12 protein-coding genes are annotated in these 24,815 nt (G+C 51.8%); all 12 read left to right on the forward strand.

All coding sequences use genetic code 11. From position 1 onward, the window contains the following. Positions 1–102: 102 nt before the first annotated feature. The 12 genes from ABIE60_RS16155 (at position 103) to ABIE60_RS16210 (ending at position 24,812) form a co-directional block, all read left to right on the forward strand. Positions 103–3,525, forward strand: a complete 3,423-nt coding sequence (locus ABIE60_RS16155; protein WP_354470530.1) for a TM0106 family RecB-like putative nuclease — start codon at positions 103–105, stop codon at positions 3,523–3,525. Between the two features lie 247 nt (positions 3,526–3,772). Next, the gene (locus ABIE60_RS16160; protein WP_354470531.1) at positions 3,773–4,231 is read left to right on the forward strand and encodes a hypothetical protein; all 459 of its coding nucleotides are present in this window, start codon (positions 3,773–3,775) and stop codon (positions 4,229–4,231) included. Then, positions 4,186–9,708 carry an anti-phage protein ProA gene (gene proA, locus ABIE60_RS16165; RefSeq protein WP_354470532.1) on the forward strand — a complete coding sequence of 1,841 codons (5,523 nt, stop codon included), beginning with the start codon at positions 4,186–4,188 and terminating at the stop codon, positions 9,706–9,708. The genes ABIE60_RS16160 and proA overlap by 46 nt, the downstream gene beginning before the upstream one ends. Before the next feature lie 260 nt (positions 9,709–9,968). Then, entirely contained in the window at positions 9,969–10,748 is a 780-nt protein-coding gene (locus ABIE60_RS16170; protein ID WP_354470533.1) for an NYN domain-containing protein, read from the forward strand. Positions 10,749–10,840: 92 nt separating this feature from the next. Continuing rightward, positions 10,841–11,185 carry a hypothetical protein gene (locus ABIE60_RS16175; RefSeq protein WP_354470534.1) on the forward strand — a complete coding sequence of 115 codons (345 nt, stop codon included), beginning with the start codon at positions 10,841–10,843 and terminating at the stop codon, positions 11,183–11,185. Positions 11,186–11,404: 219 nt separating this feature from the next. Further along, the gene (locus ABIE60_RS16180; RefSeq protein ID WP_354470535.1) at positions 11,405–11,986 is read left to right on the forward strand and encodes a DUF1819 family protein; all 582 of its coding nucleotides are present in this window, start codon (positions 11,405–11,407) and stop codon (positions 11,984–11,986) included. Continuing rightward, positions 11,983–12,621 carry a DUF1788 domain-containing protein gene (locus ABIE60_RS16185; RefSeq protein WP_354470536.1) on the forward strand — a complete coding sequence of 213 codons (639 nt, stop codon included), beginning with the start codon at positions 11,983–11,985 and terminating at the stop codon, positions 12,619–12,621. The genes ABIE60_RS16180 and ABIE60_RS16185 overlap by 4 nt, the downstream gene beginning before the upstream one ends. A gap of 20 nt (positions 12,622–12,641) precedes the next feature. Next, the gene (gene brxC, locus ABIE60_RS16190; RefSeq protein WP_354470537.1) at positions 12,642–16,208 is read left to right on the forward strand and encodes a BREX system P-loop protein BrxC; all 3,567 of its coding nucleotides are present in this window, start codon (positions 12,642–12,644) and stop codon (positions 16,206–16,208) included. Continuing rightward, complete coding sequence (gene pglX / locus ABIE60_RS16195) at positions 16,208–19,684, forward strand: BREX-1 system adenine-specific DNA-methyltransferase PglX (RefSeq protein ID WP_354470538.1); 3,477 nt, start codon at positions 16,208–16,210, stop codon at positions 19,682–19,684. The genes brxC and pglX overlap by 1 nt, the downstream gene beginning before the upstream one ends. A 9-nt stretch (positions 19,685–19,693) precedes the next feature. After that, positions 19,694–22,246: a BREX-1 system phosphatase PglZ type A gene (pglZ, locus tag ABIE60_RS16200; RefSeq protein ID WP_354470539.1), complete on the forward strand. Its 2,553-nt coding sequence runs from the start codon at positions 19,694–19,696 to the stop codon at positions 22,244–22,246. A gap of 35 nt (positions 22,247–22,281) precedes the next feature. After that, positions 22,282–24,348 carry a BREX system Lon protease-like protein BrxL gene (brxL, locus tag ABIE60_RS16205; protein WP_354470540.1) on the forward strand — a complete coding sequence of 689 codons (2,067 nt, stop codon included), beginning with the start codon at positions 22,282–22,284 and terminating at the stop codon, positions 24,346–24,348. Positions 24,349–24,374: 26 nt separating this feature from the next. Continuing rightward, positions 24,375–24,812, forward strand: a complete 438-nt coding sequence (locus ABIE60_RS16210; RefSeq protein WP_354470541.1) for a 3'-5' exonuclease — start codon at positions 24,375–24,377, stop codon at positions 24,810–24,812. Positions 24,813–24,815: the final 3 nt, after the last annotated feature.

Here is a 24,815-nt window from a genome sequence, read left to right on the forward strand (position 1 = left end):
CGATAAGCAAAAAGTTTGCCGGTCGGTCGTGTGTCTTTCTCAACTTGCACACAAACTTTACGTGCAAGCCAAGGACTGCAATTTAAAAAGAGGATATTCAGGATGAAACAGCTGGATGGAAGACTTCAATTAAGCGCCTCAGACCTTGTTGGTCACCTGAATTGTGATCACCTGACAGCACTAAATGTTCAGGTCGCAACAGGGGCGTTATCTAAACCAGACTACTATGATCCTCTGCTAGAGATCCTCAGAGAGCGAGGATTCAAGCACGAACAGGCATACATTGAATACCTCGAAAGTGAAGGGTTGAATGCCATCAGAATCGATGGTGTCGATATCACAGATGATGCTGTTACAGCGACGCTGGATGCGATGAGTGCTGGCGCCCAGCTAATCATCCAAGCGGCATTACGAAACGATCGATGGAGCGGTCGTGCCGATATCCTGATACGTGTCGATAAGCCCAGTAAATTCGGGAATTGGTCCTATGAGGTGGTCGATACCAAGTTAGCGCGGGAAACAAAAGGAGGCACGGTCTTACAGCTAAGCCTGTACGCGGATCTGCTGACTGCTGCGCAGGGGGCTGAACCTGAAAACATACATGTTGTTTCGCCGTGGTCGGACTTCGAACCTCAAACATACAGAGTGGCCGACTTTGCCGCCTACTACAGACATGTAAGAGGCACAGCAGAAAGTGCAACTCAGGTGGGGGATAACACTCCAGCGCAGACGTACCCTGACCCCAAAGCCCACTGCGATGTTTGTCGGTGGAGCAGTCAGTGTGATAACCGACGCCGAGACGACGACCACCTTTGTTTAGTCGCCAATATTACCAAAAATCAAATCAACGAATTGCAAGCGAACGGGATCACAACCATGAAGGGGCTTGCAGATGCTCCTGTCCCTCTACCATTTCAACCACAAAGAGGATCAGTCGCCTCTCTTGAGAAAGTACAAGCACAGGCTGCCATTCAGGTTCTGGCTCGAGAAAAGGGAGCGCTCCAAATTGAATTCCTGGATCTAATTTCTGGGGTGGGGTTCGAGGCACTCCCGAAGCCTTCAGATGGTGACGTATTCTTTGATATCGAAAGTGATCAGTTCGTTGGCGAACACGGATTGGAATACCTGTTAGGTTATGCGACTAAGAATGATGACGGCCAAACCCAGTACTACTGCGAGTGGGCTTTGGATCGAGAGACGGAAAAGTTGGCATTTGAGCGCTTCGTTGATTTCGTTACTGATCGTCGAGCCAAGTATCCGGATATGCACGTGTATCATTTCGCTCCTTATGAACCAGCAGCGCTCAAGCGGCTCATGGGACGTTACGCCACTCGCGAAACTGAGATCGATAACCTTTTGAGGGGTTTGGTCTTTGTTGATTTGCTTGCTGTGGTCCGAAACGCTCTACGGGCCAGTGTTGAAAGCTACTCATTGAAAAAGCTAGAACCATTTTTTAATTTCCAGAGACAAGTGACACTGCATGACGCCAATGTCGCCCTAACGCGTTTATCGTCAGAGTTGGAACTGAATGACGTAGCGGCTATCGATGAAGAAACAAGAGCGATAGTGCAGGGCTACAACGCTGATGACTGTTTCTCGACTGCTTCACTAAGGGATTGGCTGGAAGAGCTGCGCGCGCAGCGTATTGGGGATGGTGTTGCTATTAACCGGCCTGAACCTGGCCAAGATGGCCCGAGCGAAGAATTAAGTGATCAGGTTCAGCGTATACAGGAGCTGATCACCCGTCTTACCCATGATGTCCCCGCCGATCCTGAGGAGCGCACCAGAGAACAGCATGCGCGCTGGATACTTGCCTATCTCCTTGAGTGGCATCGTCGAGAAGATAAGGCAACATGGTGGGAATATTTCAGGTTAAGTGATCTGACGGCAGATGAGCTATTGCAGGAGCGAGCAGCACTTTCGGGTTTAGCACTCGTAGAAACGATCGAAACGACTAAAAGGGGAATACCGACACATCGATACCGGTTTGAGCTACAAGACACGGATATACGCGGCGGAGAGGCCCTTAAGCAAGTAGGCGGCGAATCATTGGGGACGGTGGTCGCTATTGCTCCCAACGATCGCACGGTTGATATCAAGAAATCTGCTGCGACGAAAGACATCCACCCAGAGGCGGTGTTCGCTCACCAAGTCATCGGAACAGCGGAACAAGCCGCTTCTTTGTTTAGGATGGGTGAATATGTGGCCGAACATGGCATTGAAGGGGAAGGTCCGTATCGCAGTGGGCGTGAGTTGCTCTTGCGCAACGCACCCAACCTAAATGGTCAGACCATTCAGGAAGAAGGCGAGATTACACTCGATGCGGCTTTACGACTGACTCAACAATTGGAATACGGCGTACTCCCTATTCAGGGGCCACCCGGCACTGGTAAATCCTTCACTGGCGCTCATATGATTTGTGAACTGGTGAAACAGGGTAAGACCGTTGGTATCACGGCGAATAGCCACAAAGTTATTCGTAACCTGCTCGACAAAGTGATTGATGTCGCAGAAAAATCAAAGATCCCGCTTCACTGTATTCAAAAACCAAAAGAGCCTGAACCGAACACGCCGCAACTCACTTTCGTGAAAACGAATGACGCGCTTTTTAACGCACTATCCGAGGGCAGCGCTCAGGTTGCGGGAGCAACTCATTTTTTGTGGTCACGCTTAGAAGCTCAAGACACATTGGATGTCTTGGTAGTGGACGAGGCTGCACAAATGTCGCTTGCCAATGTCGTGGCTGTATCGCCCGCAGCTAAAATAGTCATTTTGTTAGGGGATCCCCAGCAGCTTGAACAGCCTATGCAGGGTTCGCATCCTGATGGAACAGATGCTTCCTCACTGGAGCATATATTGGGTGAGCACCAAACCATTCAGCCCGATCAAGGATTGTTTCTGGAAACAACCTGGCGACTGCATCCTGAAATCTGTGCCTACAACTCCGAGCTGTTCTATGAGTCTAAACTCGATGCGATGCCGGACTGTGTTGATCAGACCGTGCGTTCGGATGGCCCCATTTCTGGTCACGGTATTCGATACTTGCCGGTCACGCACACAGGAAACACCAATGCCTCAATTGAGGAAGCAGAGGCGGTACTTGAGCTTGTTAACCGCATCCTTGCCGATAGCTCAACATGGGTGAATCGTGAAGGAGAAGAGGCACCGATTACCTTGGACGATATTCTGATCATAGCGCCATACAATGCCCAGGTATTTGAGATTCAGCAGCTGTTGCCAAACGCTAGGGTTGGGACAGTCGATAAGTTTCAAGGACAGGAGGCACCGATTGCGATCTTCTCCATGGCAACCTCCAGTTTCGCCGATGCGCCAAGGGGGATGGAGTTCCTATATAGCCCAAACAGGTTAAACGTGGCGATTTCACGTGCTAAATGTATGGCTATACTCGTTGCATCACCATATGTCTTTGATGCAGAGTGCCGGACTCCGCGCCAGATGCAATTAGCCAATGCCTTCTGTCGCTACTTGGAAATGTCACAAATGATGAGTATGCCTTCTAGCTAATGAGAGCAGCGCTCCTTTATCGTTGCAGGCCCTGTGGTTACAGGCCTGTGGGGATGGGAATTCGTCGGAATACCTGAACAACTATTTTTCGCGGCTGCATGCCGCTTGGCTTCAACATGATTTGACCAGTCTGACCCGGTTAGTTGAGGATCTCGCGGCTACGCCTTAGACTGGATTAACTGCTTGGCTTGGGGGAACCAGATTTTACAAGCCAATACGATGCTTCAAGGATAAAAAGGACGTTAGCATGGAGTTGCACCTCAATTGTGAACTGGCTTCTACCTTCTCTTTAGCGGCGCAACAGAACGCCTATCCATTGCTTAAACGAGCGCTGGTCTCAACGCCTGAGGCCACTGATGGAGAGCCTTCCGGGAGCATCAATGATATCCGGATACGCCTTACCAGTGACCCCGTTTTTTTCGAACCGGAAGAGTGGTTGATTGACCGTCTTGCAGCGGGTCAGTCCGCAAAACTGCAAGAACGACCACTCAAGCCCCTGTTCGAGAAGCTGACTGGCCTTACGGAACAGATGCAGGTTCAGCTGACGTTTGCCGCGTCCTATATTGATGCAGAGGGACAGTCACGGGAACTGATATCTCATTATGAAGTGTGTGTGTTGCCGGCCGATTATTGGGGGGCGAATCCCGCCAGGCAGAGTTGTTGGGTGCTTTCGTACAACCCAACGTCCATGCGGTTGAAGCATTGACCGCGAAAGTCGCGCAAGGGCTACGTGATGATGGCCAGAACAGCGCTATCGACGGCTATCAGTCGAATACCCGCGAACGGCCATTCTTGTTCGGCGCTGCCTTGTGGGCGACGCTGTTCAACGAACGTTTGATGTACCTGTCGCCCCCCAATGGTTGGGCAAAACAGGGGCAGCGCATTCGCCCAGCCAAGGATATCCTGGAGCATAAAACCGCTGCTTGCCTGGATACGTCGATCCTGTTTGCGAGTTGCCTCGAAAATATGGGGTTGAACCCGGTTATTGCGCTAACCAAGACCCATGCGTTTGCCGGATTCTGGTTGATTGATGAGTGTTTCCCGGTCCTGACCAACGATGATCCCATCGATCTGAGGAAACGCATAGATACGTCTGACCTTGTCATGTTTGAGACGACGCTGGTCACCAACGATTCACCCGTTACGTTCAAGCAAGCTATTGATCATGCGAAAACCTTGTTGGAAGAAGACAAGGAATCCGACTTTGTCATGCTGATTGATATCAAGCAGGCACGGGCACGTCGAATCAAACCCATCGGTATCATTGAAGAGCGCTCCAAAGCCGCCCTGGAAACAGAGGGTAAAACCGTTGCGCGTGCTGTGTCGATCGGCATCGATGGCCCTCCGCCTCTGCCGCCGGTGCGCGGGGACGAGAGGGTGTATGAAGAAACACCGGAAACACGCATCGATATGTGGCAGCGTAAGCTGCTGGATTTGACGAAGCGCAACCCACTGCTGAATGTAAAACAATCGGCGCTGAAGCTCTTTTGCCCAGACTTGGGCAAGTTGGAGGATATGCTGGCCGCTGATCAAATATTTGGATTTGTATCAGCCGAAGATACGCCGCTCGTGGATGAAGAACGTAGTGCCGAAGCGTTTCGGTTATCGACAGGCGAGGATTTGCATCGGGAATTTGCGCTGCAACAGCTTGATAACAAAAAGCTCATTGTGAATGAGACTGCAAGACGAACCGAAACCAAGTTGATTGAGCTGCTGCGTAAAGCCAAGAACGACCTGGAAGAAGGGGGCAGCAATACGCTGTTTTTGGCAATCGGGATGCTGCGCTGGAAGGAAACACCTGAAAGCGACAAATCGTTCCGTGCCCCGTTGATTTTGCTGCCGGTTAAACTTGAACGTCGCAGCGCGCAGGCACCGGTCAAGCTTTCTCAGCTGGCTGACGAAGAGCCGATCTTCAACTTGACGCTGATCGAGATGCTTCAGGCGGATTACGACATCACGCTGGACCAACTACGTCACGAACTTCCTAAAGATGAATCCGGTGTTGATGTCGAGGCGATCTGGAATATCGTTCGAGCGGCCATCCAGGAACAACCTGGATTTATTGTGGTGGAGGAAATTGTTCTCGGGTCATTCTCGTTTGCCAAGTACCTGATGTGGAAAGACTTGCGTGATCGTACGGAACTGCTCAAAAGAAGCCCGTTTGTAGAGCATCTGATTGAGCGCCCTGCGGAGGCTTTCAATCAGGATCATCGCTTCATTGAGCGTGAGCAGGTGGATGAGAAAATATCGCCGGAAGACTTCTATGCACCGTTGAACTGCGACTCTTCTCAAATGGTGGCGGTTGAGGCTTCATCTCACCCTCAGGACTTTGTTCTGGAAGGCCCGCCCGGAACGGGTAAGTCGGAGACCATTGCCAAAATCATTTGCCACAACCTGGCGCAAGGGCGAAAGGTCCTGTTTGTGGCTGAAAAAATGGCAGCACTCCAAGTGGTATACCGTCGCATGGAGAAGATTGGACTGGCCCACCTGTGTTTGGAGTTGCACTCCAACAAGGCTAACAAGAAATCGGTGTTGGATCAGCTGGGCGCAGCTTGGACTCGGCGTCAAAGTATCTCCCAGAGTGACTGGGTCGCCAAGGCGCAGAAGCTGGAACAGGTTAGGCACGGGCTGAATAGCTACGTTGTTGAATTGCACCGCCCCCATGCACTTGGCTTGTCTGCCCGTGATGCGATGGCGAGGGTGGTCCATTTTTCCTATGAGCATCCGTTACGCCTGGATTGGCCTGAAGACCTGCTTCAGGCACCCATCACTACTGAAGCTGAACTCGATCCTTATCTGGAGACCGCACGAGAGCTGGGAATCGCTTTTGGTGAAATTGAAGACCTGGAGCCAGATCACTTTAAATCGGTTACTCAAAAGGAATTTTCCAACCAGTGGCGTACCTCTCTGGTGACCTTTGCAAGACGCATCAATGCGATCGCCAAGCAGGCTCGTACCAATGCAGAGACGTTATTGGAAGTCTTGGGGGTTCCCCTAGATCACATTTCACCAGATAAGCATGTGCAGTTGGCCCGTTTGGCAGAGTTGTGCGAGTTTGTGATGCGTTTTGATGTTGTTTTTGCACTCCAGCAAGGAGGGCTCGCACGTGTCAAAGCGTTAAAAGAATGCGTGCCCTTACATGCTCGGTTGCAAGAACAGATCCGGGATTTTGGGCATGGTCTCAAGTGGAACATGCTAGACGACTGCGACTGGGATCAATGGGTCCAACAGCGCAATGACGCAACAGGCCTGTTTGGCTTCTTTAAACGTCGGAGTCTGCGTCAGCAAATGTGCACACAAGGTCTCGAGAAGATCTCAGACTTCAGTATTCTGGAGAAGGCACTTGCCGCTCGTGAGACGTTGCAAACGCTCAAAAAGAGTTCAGCTGAACTTGAGGGTAGCACCACTTGGGCAGGGGTGGATTCGGACACAGGTGCATTAGAGAGTACTCTGGCCAATGGCATCAAAGCTATGGAGCTGTTTAAGGCCTTCATAAGCACCTTTGATGATCCAGCCATTCCATTGCGCAAACTGCGTTCAGTGCTCGTGGAAGGGCGAGACTACCTCACCGATAATACACCGTTGGTCAAGTTGTCACGAACGGTGGCTGATGATGCAGCGCAGCTGACCGAACTGGTGGAAGAAGCTGCGCAGTTGCAAGTCACCATCCGTCAGGAAGATGACTTGGCGACAATCGCATCAGACTTCGCAGTGGTTGAACAGCAGAGCGAACGCTTGAGCCGGTGGTGTCGATGGCTGGGAGCGAAGCAAAAAGCGGCCAGGTACCAGCTTGAGCCTTTGTCACGGGCACTGGAAACACGCGTTATTGTCCCGCAGTCTTGTGAAGACAACGCGATGACGGCGCTCTGCATTTGGCTGGCACCGAAACTGATCGACCAGAGTCCATCACTTGTGCAGTTCGCAGGCGCTTCGCATGAGTCAACCATTGAGATGTTCAGGGAGCTCGATGCCGAAGTCGCAGAGACAACCGCCGACTATATCCTGGCGAAAACAGCGGGGGCAGTGCCCGATCGTAACGCACCCAATGCACCGGCTGAGTACGGTGTGCTGGCACGTGAACTCACCAAGAAAACCCGCCACAAGCCGGTGAGAGCGTTGGTCAAGGAAATGGGAGCGGCACTGACTGATCTGACGCCTTGTTTCATGATGTCTCCGCTATCCGTGGCGCAATTCTTGCCGGCAGATTTTGCACTCTTCGATCTTGTGGTATTTGACGAGGCCTCGCAGATCACCACTTGGGATGCCGTTGGTGCGATTGCGCGTGGCAAGAACGTCATCGTGGTCGGTGACCCTAAACAGATGCCGCCCAGCAATACATTCGGGCGTAAGGAAGAAGAGGATTCGGATGAAGGTGACCTGGAATCCATCCTTGATCAAGCGCTGGCTGCACGGTTGCCCCATCTGCGCTTGACGGGTCACTACCGTAGTCGCCATGAAACCCTGATCGCCTTCTCGAATTCACATTATTACGAAAACCAATTAAGGACTTTCCCGTCGGCGGAAACCAAAGAGAGCGCGGTGACGTTGCATCGTGTTGATGGGGTCTATGCCAAAGGCCGAGGTCAGACGAACGTAATTGAAGCCCAGGCGGTGGTTACTGAAGTCGTCAAACGGCTTACGGCGATGTTGAAGGGTGCGCCCGAACGAACCATGGGTATCGTCACCATTAACTCTCAACAGCAGCGCCTGATTGAAGATTTAGTGGATGAAGCGCGGCGGAGCAACCCTGAACTGGAGCGCTTCTTTACCGCAACCGATACCTACGATCCGATGTTCGTGAAGAACCTGGAGTCGGTTCAGGGCGATGAGCGTGACATTATTATCCTGTCTCTGACCTATGGCCCCACCGAGCTAGGTGGCCGCACCATGAGCATGAACTTTGGCCCGTTGAATAAGACGGGGGGTGAGCGAAGGCTCAATGTTGCAGTAACGCGTGCAACAACGGAGGTGTTGTTATTCACCAGCTTCGATTCTTCAATGGTGGATCTGTCGCGTACCAAAGCGACAGCCGTGGAGCATTTGAAAAACTATCTGGAATTCGCAGAGCGTGGGCCTATCGCCCTCGCTGAGTTCAGCACGGCCAATTATGGTGTTGATCAGTTTGATTCAGCGTTCGAGCAGGCCGTGGCGATGACACTGCGTGAAAAAGGGTGGAAGGTCCAGACCCAGGTTGGGGTATCCAAATTCCGCGTGGATTTGGGGATTGTGCATCCTGATAGACCCGGTGAGTACCTTGCGGGCGTTGAGTGTGACGGAGCAACCTATCATGGCTCGCCCTCAGCGCGTGACCGTGATCGCGTGCGGCAGGTGATTCTGGAAAATCTTGGTTGGCGTATCCTTCGACTCTGGTCGACCGATTACTTCCAGGAACCGGAATACGCCATGAACAGGCTGCATGAGCGCCTGGAAGCTCTCCTGGCCGAGGATCGTCAGGCCGCCGAGCTTGCCGCATCGGCGGCAAAGGAGACACTCGAGTTGACCGAGACCGAGACCGAGCAGGAACCGCAATTGGTTGATGCGCCGCAGAGGGTGGCTGGCAGAGCGGAGGTCGGGCAGAGCCACAGGTCACCGGGACCGACCACTAAACCGGTAACACCCGAAGAGGCCGCACCGGATATGCCTCCTCCGCCACCTGAGCCTGCTGACACAGCGTCCTCTATAGATGGCGATGTCCTGGCTGACCTTCCTACATACGATAAGGAATGCTACTTTCAGGCGGAACACCGAGACAATCTAAGTGCATTAGCGCGTGCCGTGCTTCAGCGTAAAAATGGCATTGCGCTGCACGAACTCACCTTCGATATCGCCCAGAAGCACGACTTGAACCGAAGTTCCCGAAAACAGCGTCAGCATCTGCGTGAAGTGATTGAAGGCTGGGCTGGCTTTTGGGATGGAGGGGATGAGAGCACAACCGTCTGGCTATCACCGGGTGATGTATGTGACGAGATCGCGTGGCGAGGTCTGAACGCTTTTGGTCAAGAACGTGACTGGAAAGGGCTGTGTTACCAAGAGCAGATTGGCGTCGCCCGAGCGGCGCTCGCGGCACAGCCGGATGATCCGGTGGACTGGCTGTTCAATGAATTCAAAATCAGCCGTCGTCACTCGTCAACGGCGAGCACATTCGAAGCATGGATCCGTGATGCACAGGGCGCTAGGGAATAATTGATATACGGCGATTACATGCGTGAGTTGATCGCGGCCGGACTTGGGGTGGTCGTTTGGGCTTTTGCTGTCGAACCATTCCATTCAGCGATGGCCATCGGCATGTTTCGGTAAAGGAGTGGGCGTTTGGGCTAGCAAATCTTCAAAGCATGTGGGCGGAGCTAATGGCACCGGGATTTAGTCTCAACAACAATAAAATGGCAGCCCCTGCACCAATGGTATGTTTTAGGACGAATTCAATTTCATGGATGGCATAGACGATGGCAAATGGCACGCTCAAGGCAGCAGATACCGAAAACACTCTTGCGGTGTTGATCGATGCTGACAATGCAAACCCCTATACAGTTGATGGTCTGCTCAGCGAAGTTGCGAAACTGGGTGTTGCAAGCGTCAAACGCATCTACGGTGACTGGACAACACCAAACCTAAACGGCTGGAAATCGGCTCTCTTAGAACATTCCATTCAGCCCATCCAACAGTTTAGATATACAACAGGTAAAAATGCGACGGACAGCGCGATGATTATCGATGCGATGGATTTGCTGTATACAGGTCCGTGTAAAGGGTTTTGCATCGTTTCAAGTGATAGTGATTTCACTCGTTTAGCATCAAGATTAAGGGAAGCGGGCAAAGTCGTCTATGGCTTCGGCGAGATGAAAACACCCAAGCCATTCGTCGCTGCCTGTGATCGATTTATCTATACCGAAGTTTTTACCCCGCAACAACGCTCATCAGGCTCAGATGACGATGTAGCACCCACTGAAGCTGCACTTTCTAAACAATCATCGAAGGAGTTGCGTGGGAATACGAAGCTTCTTCTTATGATTCGTACTGGCATTGATGCTGCATCCGATGACAATGGATGGGCCCACCTTGGCCCTGTCGGTAACTACATTGCTAAGGCCAGTCCTGATTTTGATCCCCGCAATTATGGCTACAAAAAACTCAGCGAACTGATCGATGCAATTGGCCTTTTTGACATCCAATGGGATGGGAAAGTGGTTTTAGTCCGCGACGCCAGAAAAAATGCGGCTCGGTAAATTTCTGGTTTCGAGAACTCGGAGACTCAGATCAACCAATTAAACATGGCCTATGCTGCTGGGCAGCTTCGAGGCGAAATTGGGTATTCTGTATGACGAAAGTGAAGCGTAAACATCTTACTCCAGAGTTAGGAAAGCTGAGGGAGTACGAGGCTGTTCTTGTTGCAATGCGCTCAAACATTGAGCTTTCGGAAGAGGGTGTTATTTGCCTTGGTAAATTGATAACTGAAATTAGGCAGAAGGCTGAGAGGGAACGGGAAGAATACCTGGCAAAGCAAGCTGTATTAAAGGCTGAACGGGATAGGGCGCGTGAGGCGAAAAGCTCTTCTGAAAAATCTAGGGCTCGCGCACATCCTGGAACTGTGAAAATTGTAAGAAGTGTCAGGAGTGGACTGGCTGGCAAGACATCCAGTAGGGACTGGAAGAAAGTGAAATAGGAATGCCGCGCTGGTCACATTCACGTTACAAAATCAGAGAGCGGTGCTGTCTAGCTCTCTGTTGTCGTACTAAATAACTTGACCCAACGACACCACGCTCGTTGGGTCTGAGGTTTTTTTGTTCTAGAATCCAATGCTTTAGCCAACTTCGTTGGCAGTGGGTCAAACGTAAGTGGCTCGATGATCAAGCTGATAGATGGTGTTCGGGCGGAAACTTAAGTGGTAACAACATACAAAATCGGATTTGCGCGCACCGCATTGCTCAGAGAAACCGTTCTGGTTGCGCAGCAGTTCAGCGATCTGAAGGACTGGGCACGCGTTAAGCAGGTCGTTATCGATGATAACGTCCTCCAAACGCGCGCCAGCCGTACAAGCAGTATCATCTACAATGAGGTTCACAAGCGCCTCAAGCTTTTGTCTGAAGCACAGGTTGAGGTGATTGTTCAAGATCATACGCAAGATGTCAGGCAACTGGTCTGGATCGCAATCTGTAAGCAGTATCCGTTCATTGGTGAATTTTCACTGGAAGTACTGGCTTCTGCCAGTGCTTCAAGACGATATGAAATCACCTATGACGACTATGGCTACTTCTTCAATGCTAAAGCAGAGTGGCATCCGGAACTTGAAAAGGTATCCGACAAAACACGCTCCAACGCGCGCCAGATGTTGTTTCAGATGATGCGCCAGTGTGAGCTGCTTAACGAGTCCAACGAACTGATGCCCCAGATGCTCTCGGCAGCGGTACAGAACTGCTCGCCAGAGTCTGATCTCGCCTTTATACCCGGAGCAATACGTCTATGAGTCAGGTCACATCCAATCCGTCACGTGACAATACCGTGTCGGCAAAGAACCTGGCTGAGTGTCAGAGTCATTTGCTAAATGTAGTCTCCAGTCACCGCTTTCGAAACAACGAAGGGCTCAATAACGAAGTCCCGTTCCATATCTGCCCGTTTGAGCCTGAGATCAGCTCCGACATGATGCAGGCGGTCAAGCAGCTCAAGAATGAGCTGGCCGACAAAGGTGTGGGCGTGTTGGAGATCAACCTTTATGACCTGGTGATTGAGATTCTTAAGGGCGAGGGCGACTGGGAGTGGCTACTGGAAAACGAGACAACCCTCTCGCGTGACGAACTAAAAGAAGAGCTTCAGGGGATTCTGGATACCGAAACCGTGCTGATCCCGGCCATCGTCAAGAAGATGGATGCCACCAGTTACGATGTCATTTTCATCACGGGTGTGGGTGAGGTCTTTCCGTACATCCGCTCCCATAACATTCTGAATAACTTACAGCGGGTTGCCAAAGAGCAGCCCACGTTGATGTTCTTCCCTGGCAAGTATCAGCACTCCCTTGCCAGTGGTGCTTCGTTGCGCCTGTTCGACAAGCTCACCGACGACAAATACTACCGCGCGTTCAACATACTCGATCGAGCGAACTGATCAGATTTATAGGAGTTCATATGCTATTGGAACAGCTGTTTGACAAGGCCGTTGATCGCCCGATAGAAGGGGTGATCAAAGCGGATGATGATGTCAGTTTGTATGTTGAGCTAGACGAGTATGTGATTACCAAAGAGGTAGCCAAACGCCTGGATGAGTTCTTGGACGCCTACCTGAACTACCAGGGCGCGAACGGTGTTTGGGTTTCGGGCTTCTTCGGCTCAGGTAAGTCTCACCTGTTGAAGATGCTGGCGCTGCTGCTTCAGAACAAGCCGATTGAAGACACCTATTATCCGCTGGACCTGTTCCTGGAAAAACCGCCTTTCAACGAAGGCGGTATGCAAGCTGAAGACCTGAAGCGTGCAGTCACTATTCCCTCGGAAAGCATCCTGTTCAATATCGACCAGAAGGCCGATGTGATCTCCAAGGATGAGCTGGATGCGCTGATCGCTGTTTTTGTAAAGGTGTTTGATGAACACTGCGGTTACTACGGCAAGCACCCCTATATCGCACAGTTCGAACGAGAACTGGACACCGATGGTCAGTTTGACGCCTTCAAGGCCGCTTTTACAGAAATTGCGGGCCGGGACTGGGAGTGGGGCCGTCAACGCGCCAAGCGCATGGGTAAGCAAATTGACCAGGCGTACTCGAGGTTCATCGATACGCCCGTAACCGATATTCTGGATAAATACCGCGATGACTATCGCCTGTCCATCGAGGACTTTGCTGAGCAGGTGAATGCCTATGTGGAGTCCAAAGGTAATGATTTCCGCCTGAACTTCTTTGTCGATGAGGTTGGGCAGTACATCGCTGACAACGTCAAGCTGATGACCAACCTACAAACCGTGGCGGAGTCCCTGGCAACCAAGTGTAAAGGGCGCTCATGGGTGGTTGTGACGGCTCAGGAAGATATGTCCGCTGTGCTGGGTGAAGATGCTCAACAATCCAATGACTTCACCAAGATTCAGGCGCGTTTCAAGAACCGCATGAAGCTAAGCAGCCAGGATGTGGCGGAAGTGATCCAGATGCGCTTGCTGGCCAAGCGTAAGGAATATATCAACCCGTTGTCGGACCTGTTCCACCAGCAGGAGAACAACTTTAAAACCCTGTTCGATTTTGCTGATGGCTCCGCTACTTACCCGAACTTCAAGGATCGCGAGCATTTCATCAAGAGCTATCCGTTTATTCCGTATCAGTTCAATCTGTTCCAGTCGGCCATTCAGAACCTGTCGCGACACAGCGCCTTTGAGGGTAAGCACAGCTCAGTAGGTGAACGCTCTATGCTGGGCGTATTCCAGCAGGTTGCGATTGGGATCAAAGGCCACCAGCTCGGTGACCTGGCAACCTTTGATCTGATGTTCGAAGGCATCCGCACAGCCCTGAAAGGAGCGATCCAGTCATCGATCCTTCGTGCCGAGAACACACTGACGAACACCTTTGCACTGCGTGTGCTGAAGGCTCTGTTCCTGGTGAAATACGTCAAAGAGTTCAAACCCACCGTGCGCAACATTTGCGTGCTGATGCAGGGTAGTTTTGACACCTCGATCACGGAACTGAAAGCCAATGTCGAAGAAGCGCTGGCACTGCTTGAGAATCAGACGCTGATTCAGCGGAATGGGGAACTCTACGAGTACCTCACCGATGAAGAGCAAGACATTGAGGCCGAGATTAAAAACACCGACGTCGATACTCAAGCGGTTGAGTCTGAGCTCGAAAAGCTGGTGTTTGATGGCGTCATCAAGAACCGCAAGATCCGCTGGGATGAAAGCGGCCAGGATTACTCGTTCACCCGCAAGCTGGACGATAACCAGGTTGGCCGTGAGCACGAACTGGCGATCAACGTGATCACCTCGTTCCATGATTACCGCGATGCATTCGAAAAACACAAAACCGATACGGTCTACAACGATGAACTGCGGGTGGTGCTGCCGGCCAGCGAGCGCCTGATACGTGACCTGCTGCTCTACAAGAAAACTGAGAAATACATCTCCCATGAGACTCGCACCACCCAGCAGGACTCGGTGAAACGCATCCTGGCGGATAAAGCCGCTCAGAATGGCGAGCGTTACACCCAGCTGAAAGCATTGGTCTCAAAACTGATGGGACAGGCGATCTACTTTGTTCGTGGGCAAGAGATCGAACTGGCTGGTGAAGATGGTCAAAGCAAGGTTCAAAAGGCCTTTATTGAGCTGGCCAAGCAGACCTATCCGAATCTCAAAATGCACCGGGGCAAGCAATACCAGGAAAGCGAGATCGCGGCCACCCTGACCCAAGGCGAGCAAGGCCTGTTCGGTGATGAAGCCAGCTTGCCCGAAGCGCAGCAAGAGATGTTCTCCCAGATTCAAAGTAACCACCGTGGCGGCATTCGCACCACGGTCAAGCTGCTGCTGGAGAAGTTTGAGCGTAAACCCTATGGCTGGTCGTACGCCGCCGTGCTCTGCACGTTGGCGCACCTGTGCGCGCGGGGCAAAATTGAAGTACGTGAAAATACCAACCTGGTGGACGATGCTGAGCTGGCGCTTAAGCTGAAGAACTCGAATACCCACGGCAACCTGATTCTGGACCCACAGGTGGAGTTCACCCCAGGCCAGACCAAAAAGCTGAAAGAGTTTTACAGCGATTACTTTGACAAGGTGGCGCACGCAACCGAAGCCAAGGCTTTGGCGAAAGAGACTCAGGAAGCTTTCGCGAACCAGAAAGCCGAGCTTGAGAAGCTATTCCTGCAAACCGAACGATATCCGTTCCTGCGTGTGCTGTCAGAGATCATTGCCGACCTTACGGATCTGGAAGACAAACCTTACCCCTGGTTTGTAACCGAACTGCCTCGTGATGAGGACAAGTGGCTGGATGACTACAAAGATCGAGTGATCGATCCAATCCTGTCATTCATGAAAGGCTCCAACAAAGCTCAGTTTGATCAAGCCAATCGCCTGCTGGAAGAGCACAAGGCCAACCTCAGCTATGTACAGGCCGACGAGCTGGATGCCATCAAGTCTGCCCTGGTTGATCCCAATATCTACCGAGGCAAGGCGATACAAACCCTTGTGGCCGATATGCAATCGCTACAAGCCAAGCTGGATGCCGCGATTGAGAGCGAGAAAGCTGCCGCAACCGCGAAGATTGAAAGCCTTGAGGCCAAACTGACGCAGTACGAGGGGCACACCGCCCTGAAACCTGAGCAGAAAGAGCAGCTGAATAACCAGTTTGAAGCGGTTAAGCGTCGGATCGACGATCAGGTGCTGATCGCCATGGTGCGTGATACAGCGAACAACTTTGAAAATCAGCAATACGCAGCACTGCTTGAGCAGATCCTTGAGTGGAATGCGCCGACCCCTGAGCCAGTACCTGAGCCGAAAAAGCCCAGTAACGATGACAGCTCAGTCACTTCAGCGAACGGTGGTACCCAGGAGCCCCCGCCAACATTTTATCCGTCCAAGCCCAAGGCTGAAATTGTCGGCGCCAAAGAGCTACAAGTGGTCTTCGCCAAACCACTATTGGAATCCGAGGCAGATGTGGAAGCCTATTTGGAAAGTTACAGAAACACACTGCTGGCCACTGTGAGCCAGGGTAAGAAGGTGCGCGTGTAATGGATACCCCAAAAATGGAAACAAGTGCGCTGAAAAGGTTTGCTCAATCAGCCCGTAAAAGCCTACTGGAACAGGTCAGCAGCAAGCTCGCTTTTGTACTCAAGCCCGAGAGCAGTGCGCGCCGTGAATACCCCGCTGTGGTAAATGAGCTTGAGAAGGCGGTCTCGGCACAAGGGGAGGCGGGCCTCATCGATCAGGTGGCCTACACCTGGTTCAACCGTTTCTGCGCCCTGCGTTTTATGGATGTGAACGGCTACAACCGTGTCGGTGTGGTTTCGCCAGCGGAGGGGCAGGTTCAGCCCGAGATCCTAGCTGAAGCCAAATCGGGCGTCATCGACGACACCCAGTTTAATACGCACACAGCCGATCAGATTCGAGGCCTCATCAATGGCTCAATCAGCAGTCCGGATGCCCAAACCGAAGCCTACCGTTTGCTGATAGTGGGTTCCTGCAACGCCCTGTACGACCGGATGCCCTATATGTTTGAGCGCATTCAGGATTTCACTGAGCTGCTGATGCCGGACGACCTGCTCTCGGAGAGCTCCATCCTGGCCAATATGCGCGAAGTTCTGACGCCGGATGCCTGCAAGGATGTTGAGATTATTGGTTGGTTGTACCAGTTTTACATCTCCGAGAAAAAGGACGAGGTGTTTGCTGGGCTCAAGAAGAACCAGAAGATCACCGCCGAAAATATACCGGCCGCGACCCAGCTGTTCACACCGCACTGGATTGTGCGCTACCTGGTTGAAAACTCCCTTGGCCGTCTATGGATGCTCAACCGTCCCAACTCCAGGCTCACCAAGCAGATGGAGTACTACATTGCGCCTGAAAATCCAGAATCAGATTTTCTGAAGATCAGCGGCCCGGAAGAGATCCGTATCTGTGACCCTGCGGCAGGTTCAGGCCATATGCTGACCTATGCCTTTGATCTGCTCTATGCCATCTACGAAGAAGAAGGTTACGACCAGAATGATATTCCAGCTCTGATTCTCACCAACAATCTCTATGGTGTTGAGATTGATGAGCGGGCTGGAGCGCTGGCGTCCTTTGCTCTTGAGATGAAGGCCGCCGAAAAGCTCGGTCGCCGTCGCTTCTTCCGCATGGATGCCAAGCCCAATATCTGTGTGCTGGAGAATGTCAGCTTCTCAGATTCCGAGATGGATGATGTGATGGCCATCGTGGGTAAAGATCTCTATACCGCCGATCTGCGGGAGACGCTTACCCAGTTTGAGCAGGCGAAGAATTTTGGTTCGTTGATTGTTCCGAAGCTCAAAGATCCGGCAGAGACGCTACGCTTAGTCGCAGCCAAGGATTTCTCGGGTGATCTTCTGCTAAGTGAAGTGTTTGAACGCCTAGTTCAAGTTCTTAATATGGCTGAGTATCTGTCAACGAAATACCATGTTATTGTGGCGAATCCCCCTTACATGGGCAGTAAAGGGATGAACGGCAAAGTCTCGGACTACCTCAAGTCAACATATTCAGATGAAAAAGCTGATCTATATGCAGCATTCATTACACGTGGTTACCGCTTGATAATACCCAAGGGCTTGTTAGGCATGGTCACCATGGAAAGCTGGATGTTCTTGTCGTCTTTTGAAAAATTTCGCAAAAAAATCTTAAGCGACTCCACGATATACCGAATGCTTCACATGCCTTATCTTGGTAAAGGCCGGACGAGTATGGGAATCAATTTTGGGACTACTGCCTTCATCTCTGGAAAAGATTGCAGTCCCAGTTTTCTTGGAGACTATCGTTGTGTTCGTTACTATGAGGCAGATGAGCAAGGCACTCCGCTGAATTTTCCTCCAGAAAACGATCGTAGTAATAAACTATCTCAAAAAGAGTTCGCCAAAGTTCCAGGCTGCCCTCTTGCATATTGGCTAAGCAAACCAGCACTTAATGCATTTAACCGAGGCTCGCTTGGTGATCTTTTCAATACCGATGGGCAGAATAAGACCTCAGACAACGAAAAATATCTGCGATTTCTTTGGGAAGTAGACGCACATTCTATCGGACGCGGAAAACGGTGGCTAATATGCGCTAAGGGGGGAGATTATCGGAAATGGTACGGTAATCTTGAACACCTGATAGACTGGTCAGAATCTGCTCGCATGTTTTACCGAAAAGACCACTCAGCCAGGATTTTGGCGGAGAAATATTGGTATCAGGAAGGTATTACATGGACAGACCTTACTTCTGCCTCAACTGCTTTTCGTGTTCTGCCAGAGGGAACTACATTTGAAACAAAAGGCCCCTCACTGTTTCCGTATGACAAAAGCCACTCGACAGTAGCGCTGGCATACTTGAACTCAAAAATGGTTAGAGACCTCTTGAAGGCTTTAAATCCGACCATGAGTACCAAAATTAACGAGGTGCGCGCGCTTCCAACAATACCGCATGAAGCCAGTTTTCCTACTGGGCCTACTCAAGCTGGGGTCGAAACCGCCAAATCCGACTGGGACGCCTACGAAACTTCATGGGATTTCACCACGCTTCCGCTGCTCTCGCCCGAGCATCGCGGCGAGACGCTGGAGGACAGCTACGCCACCATGCGCGCCCATTGGCAGTCCATGACGGACGAGGTGCAGGCAATGGAAGAAGACAACAACCGCATCTTCATCGACGCCTATGGTCTTCAAGACGAGCTGACCCCCGAGGTGCCGATCGAGGAGATTACACTGACCTGCAACCCCGCTTATCGCTATAGCGTGAAGAACTCCGAGGCCGACCGCGAAACCCGCCTGCGGGCCGATACTATGGCCGAGTTTCTCTCTTACGCGGTGGGCTGCATGTTTGGCCGTTACAGCCTTGACGAGCCGGGTCTGATCCTTGCCAACCAGGGTGAGCGGCTGGAGGATTATCTGGCCCAAGTGCCGCAGCCAAGTTTTATGCCGGATGAAGACAATGTTGTTCCGATGATCGACTTCGAAGGCGACTGGTTTGAGGATGATATCACCGAACGCTTCAAGCAGTTCGTGCGCGTCACCTTTGGCGAGGAACACTATGCCGAGAACCTGGCCTTCATCGAGAATGCATTGGGCAAGACTCTGCAAAAGTACTTTGTAAAGGACTTCTACAACGACCATGTCAAACGCTACAAGAAGCGCCCGATCTACTGGTTGTTCTCCAGCCCTAAGGGTACTTTCAATGCGTTGATCTATATGCACCGCTATACACCGTCGACGGTGAGTGTCGTACTCAACGAATACCTACGTGAGTTCCGCACCAAGTTGGAGGCACGAAAGGATAGCTATGAGCAGATCTCGATAAGTGCCAGCGCCAGCCAGAAAGAGAAGACCCAGGCACTGAAAATGATCACCAAGCTCGACAAAGCAATTGATGAAGTCAACGGCTATGAGCGCGACGTGCTCTATCCACTGGCAGGCCAGAACATCGAGATCGATCTGGATGATGGTGTAAAGCATAACTACCCGCTCTTTGGCTCGGCGCTGAAGAAGATTACTGGTTTGAGCTAAGGCAGAGCGATGACACAGAATCGTATTCAACAAGCACTGGCTCGCCTGTTTGAGCGCCAGCGAATCGTCTTCTGGTATGACGATAAGCAGGAGTTTCGTGATGCCTTCGAAAGCCTTGAAATGGAGGGTATTGAGAAGGTCGAGATCAACGCCAACGAGTTCACGCTCAAGCACCGGATACTGAGAGAGTCCCCAAAGCAGTCGTTTCTGCTCTATTGCGAAGGTAAAGAGCCGGATTACATCAACAACTGGCTATTGGATGTGCAGCTGAGCAGTGCCGTGTTCCGTACCGACCAGTCGGCGATCTGGCTCAGTGAAATGAACCTGCCGCCTGAATATGCCGAGGTTGTGACGGAGCACGAGGCCTTTTTCGAGGGCGGCAGAGCACCCAGGCAAGCAGAAATCCGTAAGCAGCGTCTGCTGGCCCTGTTGAAGCCGGATGATCTCAAGCACCAGGTTAGGCTCAAAATGTTGGCAGTGTGTGCTGACCTGCACCAGTTAGCCGACGTGCGCCTTGATGTGATCTGTGAGAGCCTCTTCGATGAGCTGATCGAAGAGGAGCAGCCCCGTTATGCACTTATGGAGCGTTGCAACCTTACCGCTGTGTTTTGGGAGCAGGTAGAGCGACACTACGGATATGTATCGACTCAGCCATCCGTTAAAGACTTCTCGATTGAGCTGTTTAAATCCTGCTATGCGCTGTCGGTGACCAATCCCAAGCCTCAGGATAAAGCCTCACTCAACAACGATGCACTGGTTCTGTTTAAGCGCTGGAAGGAAAGCCGCAAGCACGAAGCGGTGTTTGAAGCACTGTCGGAAGACTATGCCAAACTGCTCGATATCGAGAGCGACCTGAACGCTCGGGATCTGCGAGATGTGATCGAGATGGATTACTACCGCCTGATCGATCAGAAGGTGATTGTTGATCTGGTCAAAGCAGTAGAGCAGCGCACGCTATCAGAAGGCGAGATCACCAAGTATTGCCGTGAGCGACGTCAGAGCCATTGGTATGCTGACTTCAAGACCCTGTACACGGCTATTGAGGTCGCCAGTCAGTTCTTAACCCGATTGGACCGAGTCCAGCTCAATATGAGCAACAGTTCAGATGCTGTGCATGGTTATGTCAGTCATTGGTTCAAAATTGATCAGCTATACCGACAGTTCATCCATTCGCTGAATACGTCGCCACCGGCAAGAACATTGTTGAACAGTCTCAATGAAACGATTGAGAACCTGTACATCAATCGTTTCCTGGGGCCCTTGGCAACACAGTGGCAGGGCCAGGTTGATGCCATGAGCAACTGGTCTGTACCGGATGTGATTCCGCAGCGTCAGTTCTACAGTCACTGGGTTAAGCCCTATACCAATCGGGGTAATAAGGTATGCGTGATTATCTCGGATGCGTTCCGCTATGAAGCAGCAGAAGAGATGATAGGGCGCATTAACCGGGAGAAACGTTACCAGGCTTCACTCAAGCCCATGCTCTCGGCGTTGCCCAGCTACACCCAGTTGGGCATGGCATCGCTGCTGCCGCATCAGGGCGGTGAGTTTTCGATTTCCGCTAATGACAGTACGGTGTCGATTGATGGCGCTTCCACTCAAGGCACGGCGAACCGTGACAAGCTGATAAAAGCAGTGTTGGGTGAGTCGGCATGTGCCCAGAAGGCTAAGTCGATTCTGGAGATGACGCAAGCTGAAGGGCGTGAGCTGTTCAAGAACCATGACGTCATCTACATCTACCACAACCGAATCGACCACGCCGGCGATAAGATGCAGTCCGAGGGTGAAGCCTTTGAAGCCACAGAGCGCACTTTTGATGACCTGATGACGCTGGTTAAAAAGCTCGCCGCCTACAACGCTTCCAATGTGTTGATTACGGCAGACCACGGCTTTATCTACCAGAACCGCCCGTTGGAAGAGAGCGACTTCCTGAAAGCGGAGGTGCAGGGCGATGTGCATTACAGAGACCGCCGTTTCCTGCTTGGCAAGCAGCTATCCGCGCCGGACTCTGTCAAAGTGTTTAGTCCTGCTCAGTTGGGACTGGCTGGTGAAGTCCATGCTGTGATTCCGAAAGGAATCCAACGTCTACGTCTGAGTGGTTCCGGTAGCCGCTTCGTACATGGCGGGGCCTCGTTGCAGGAAGTTATTGTTCCGGTTATCTCGGTGAACAAGAAGCGTCAGGATGATATTGCGACCGTTGAGGTTGATCTGCTGCGCGGCGGTGTCAATGTGATTACAGCTGGCCAGTTGTCAGTGACGCTGTATCAAACTGAGCCAGTGAGCGATAAGCTGAAGCCGCGTGAATTGAGGTGCGGTATTTACACCTCGACTGGACAGCTGATATCTGACATTCACAATGTCACCCTGGACCTGACCGCAGACAACGCCCGCGAGCGCGAAATGAAGTTACGCTTCGTACTGACGCAGGATGCGGATGATGCCAATAACCAGGAAGTGAGCCTGAAGCTTGAAGAGCCAGTTGCAGGCACTAACCAGTACACTGAATATAAACAGCTGAAGTACACCATTCGCCGTTCGTTCACCAGCGACTTCGATTTTTAAGCTGTATGAGCGTAATGGAAAAACAGGGTAGAGCGATGACGGATCTGAACACCAAAATATGCGATGTATTCCCCGGCCTGGTCGTGCGCAAAGACCTGGTGAAGACTGTTAAGGGGAATGCGATCGTACCGTCCTACGTGCTGGAGTACCTGTTAGGCCAGTATTGCGCGACCAATGATGAAGACAGCATCCAAAGCGGCATTCAAACCGTGAAGGAGATCCTGGCCAAGCACTATGTCCATCGCAATGAGGCAGGCCTGATCCGCTCAACCATCCGTGAGAAAGGGCGCCACAAGGTTATCGATAAGGTAACAGTTGCGCTTAATGACAAGAAGGACTGCTACGAGACCGAGTTTGCAAACCTTGGTATAAAAAAGGTCCTCATCGATTCCGGAACTGTTAAACAGCACCCGAAACTACTCGTTGGCGGTGTTTGGGTGATTGCCGACATCGAGTACGAACATACCGAAGACAAGGATGCCGTGCCCTGGATTCTTGGATCCTTGAAGCCGATCCAGATGTCCCGATTCAACTACGAGGACTATCTGGCAGCACGCAGCCAATTCACGCTGGATGAGTGGATTGATGTACTGGTGCAGAGTGTTGGCTTCAATCCAGAATACTTTGGCGAGCGCAGCAAGCTGACACAGTTGGTTCGACTTATCCCGTTCTGCGAGCGTAACTACAACCTGATCGAACTGGGTCCGAAAGGCACGGGTAAGTCCCACATCTATTCTGAATTTTCGCCCCACGGCATTCTGATTTCAGGCGGTGAAGTCACGGTACCCAAGCTGTTTGTGAACAACTCAAACGGCAAAATTGGTCTCGTTGGCTACTGGGATACCGTGGCCTTTGATGAGTTTGCCGGCAAGCAGAAGAGGGTAGATAAGGCCCTCGTCGACATCATGAAGAACTACATGGCGAACAAGTCGTTCTCTCGTGGTGTTGAGACCTTGGGTGCTGATGCGTCGATGGCGTTTGTGGGCAACACGGAACACAGTCTGCCTTATATGCTCAAACATTCAGACTTGTTCGATGCACTTCCTGAGAAGTTTTACGACTCTGCATTCCTGGACCGTTTGCACTTCTACGTGCCCGGCTGGGAGGTGGATATCATCCGTGGCGAGATGTTCTCGTCGGGATACGGCTTCGTGGTAGATTACCTGGCAGAAATTCTGCGCCACCTGCGCAACCAGGATTTCTCGGATCAATACAAAGAGCACTTCACACTGTCATCGGAAATCTCAACCCGTGACCGCGACGGCATCAACAAAACCTTCTCGGGTTTAATGAAGATCCTGTTCCCACAGGGTGGTGCAACCAAGGACGAAATCGAACGGATACTGCGACTCTCAATTGAGGGCCGTAAGCGTGTTAAAGATCAGCTGATGCGGATCGATACTACCTATGCCGATGTGGACTTCAGCTACACTGACCAGTCTGGTAAGAAATTTGAGGTTAAAACTCTTGAAGAGCTGGAATACCCACGGTACTTCCATCATGTGGTAGAGAGCGGCGATGATGTGTTACCGGATCTCGCGCCTGAGCAGGTACAGCCAAGTGGAACCGAAATAACCAGAGATGTACCAGCTCAGCAATCGGTAGCGACAACCGCTCTTGAAGAAAAACACATCGTCATTATGGAGAACCAACGTGGTGTTAGCTATGACGATCTGTTCGGCCCATATCTGCGAGAAGCGACCCATATAACCATCACGGACCCTTACATTCGACTCTTCTATCAGGCCCGCAACCTGATGGAGCTGTTGGAAACTATCGTTAAGATTAAGCCGCCTGGTGATGAAGTCGTTGTCAGCCTGGTGACGGTCGAAGATGAGTTTAAAGGGGATCAGCAACGTGAGTGGTTGGATCAGATCCAGAGCGCTATGTACTCGGTCGGCATCAAATTCGCATACTCGTTTGACAACTCGGGTAGCCAACATGCGCGTCACATCGTGACTGATCATGGTTGGAAGATCTCCCTTGATCGGGGACTCGATATCTTCCAGCAGTATGATATGAACGATGCTTTCCAGCTGGCTAACCGCTTGCAAAGCCAGAGGCCATGCAAGGCGTTTGAGGTTACGTATATTCGGCTATAACCCTCTAGCAATTCTACCACTCGTTGATGCATGGCCCCGCCCCAGAAGTTAAATGCTTCAGCGATGCCACCGAACAGGCCGATGCTATCCTGGCCGCGATTCAGGTACAGGGACTGGCACCCGAGGCCTGTTGTGTGATCGCCCGCACACACAAGGAGCTGGGTGACACCAAGGCTCGGCTGGAAAACAGGCAGCAGCTCTGCCATCAGCTGGATGGACGCGGCGCAGCTACACCGGATGGTGCACTGAACCTGGCCACCATGCATCGGGTAAAAGGTCTTGAGTTTGATGCCGTGTTCATCGCCTCAGCGAACCGGGGCCTGGTGCCGCTGGAGTTTGTCGTCAGCAGCGCCGCTGATGCGGTTACCCGACGCCAGCGCGAGAATGAAGAGCGCGCTGGTCTACGTCAGCCTGACCCGCGCCCGCAAGCTGGCGTTTGTGTATGGGTATGGCGATATGAATGAGTA

The organism is Marinobacterium sp. MBR-109 (genome assembly GCF_040547565.1).
In the GTDB taxonomy this organism is placed as follows: Bacteria; Pseudomonadota; Gammaproteobacteria; order Pseudomonadales; family Balneatricaceae; genus Marinobacterium.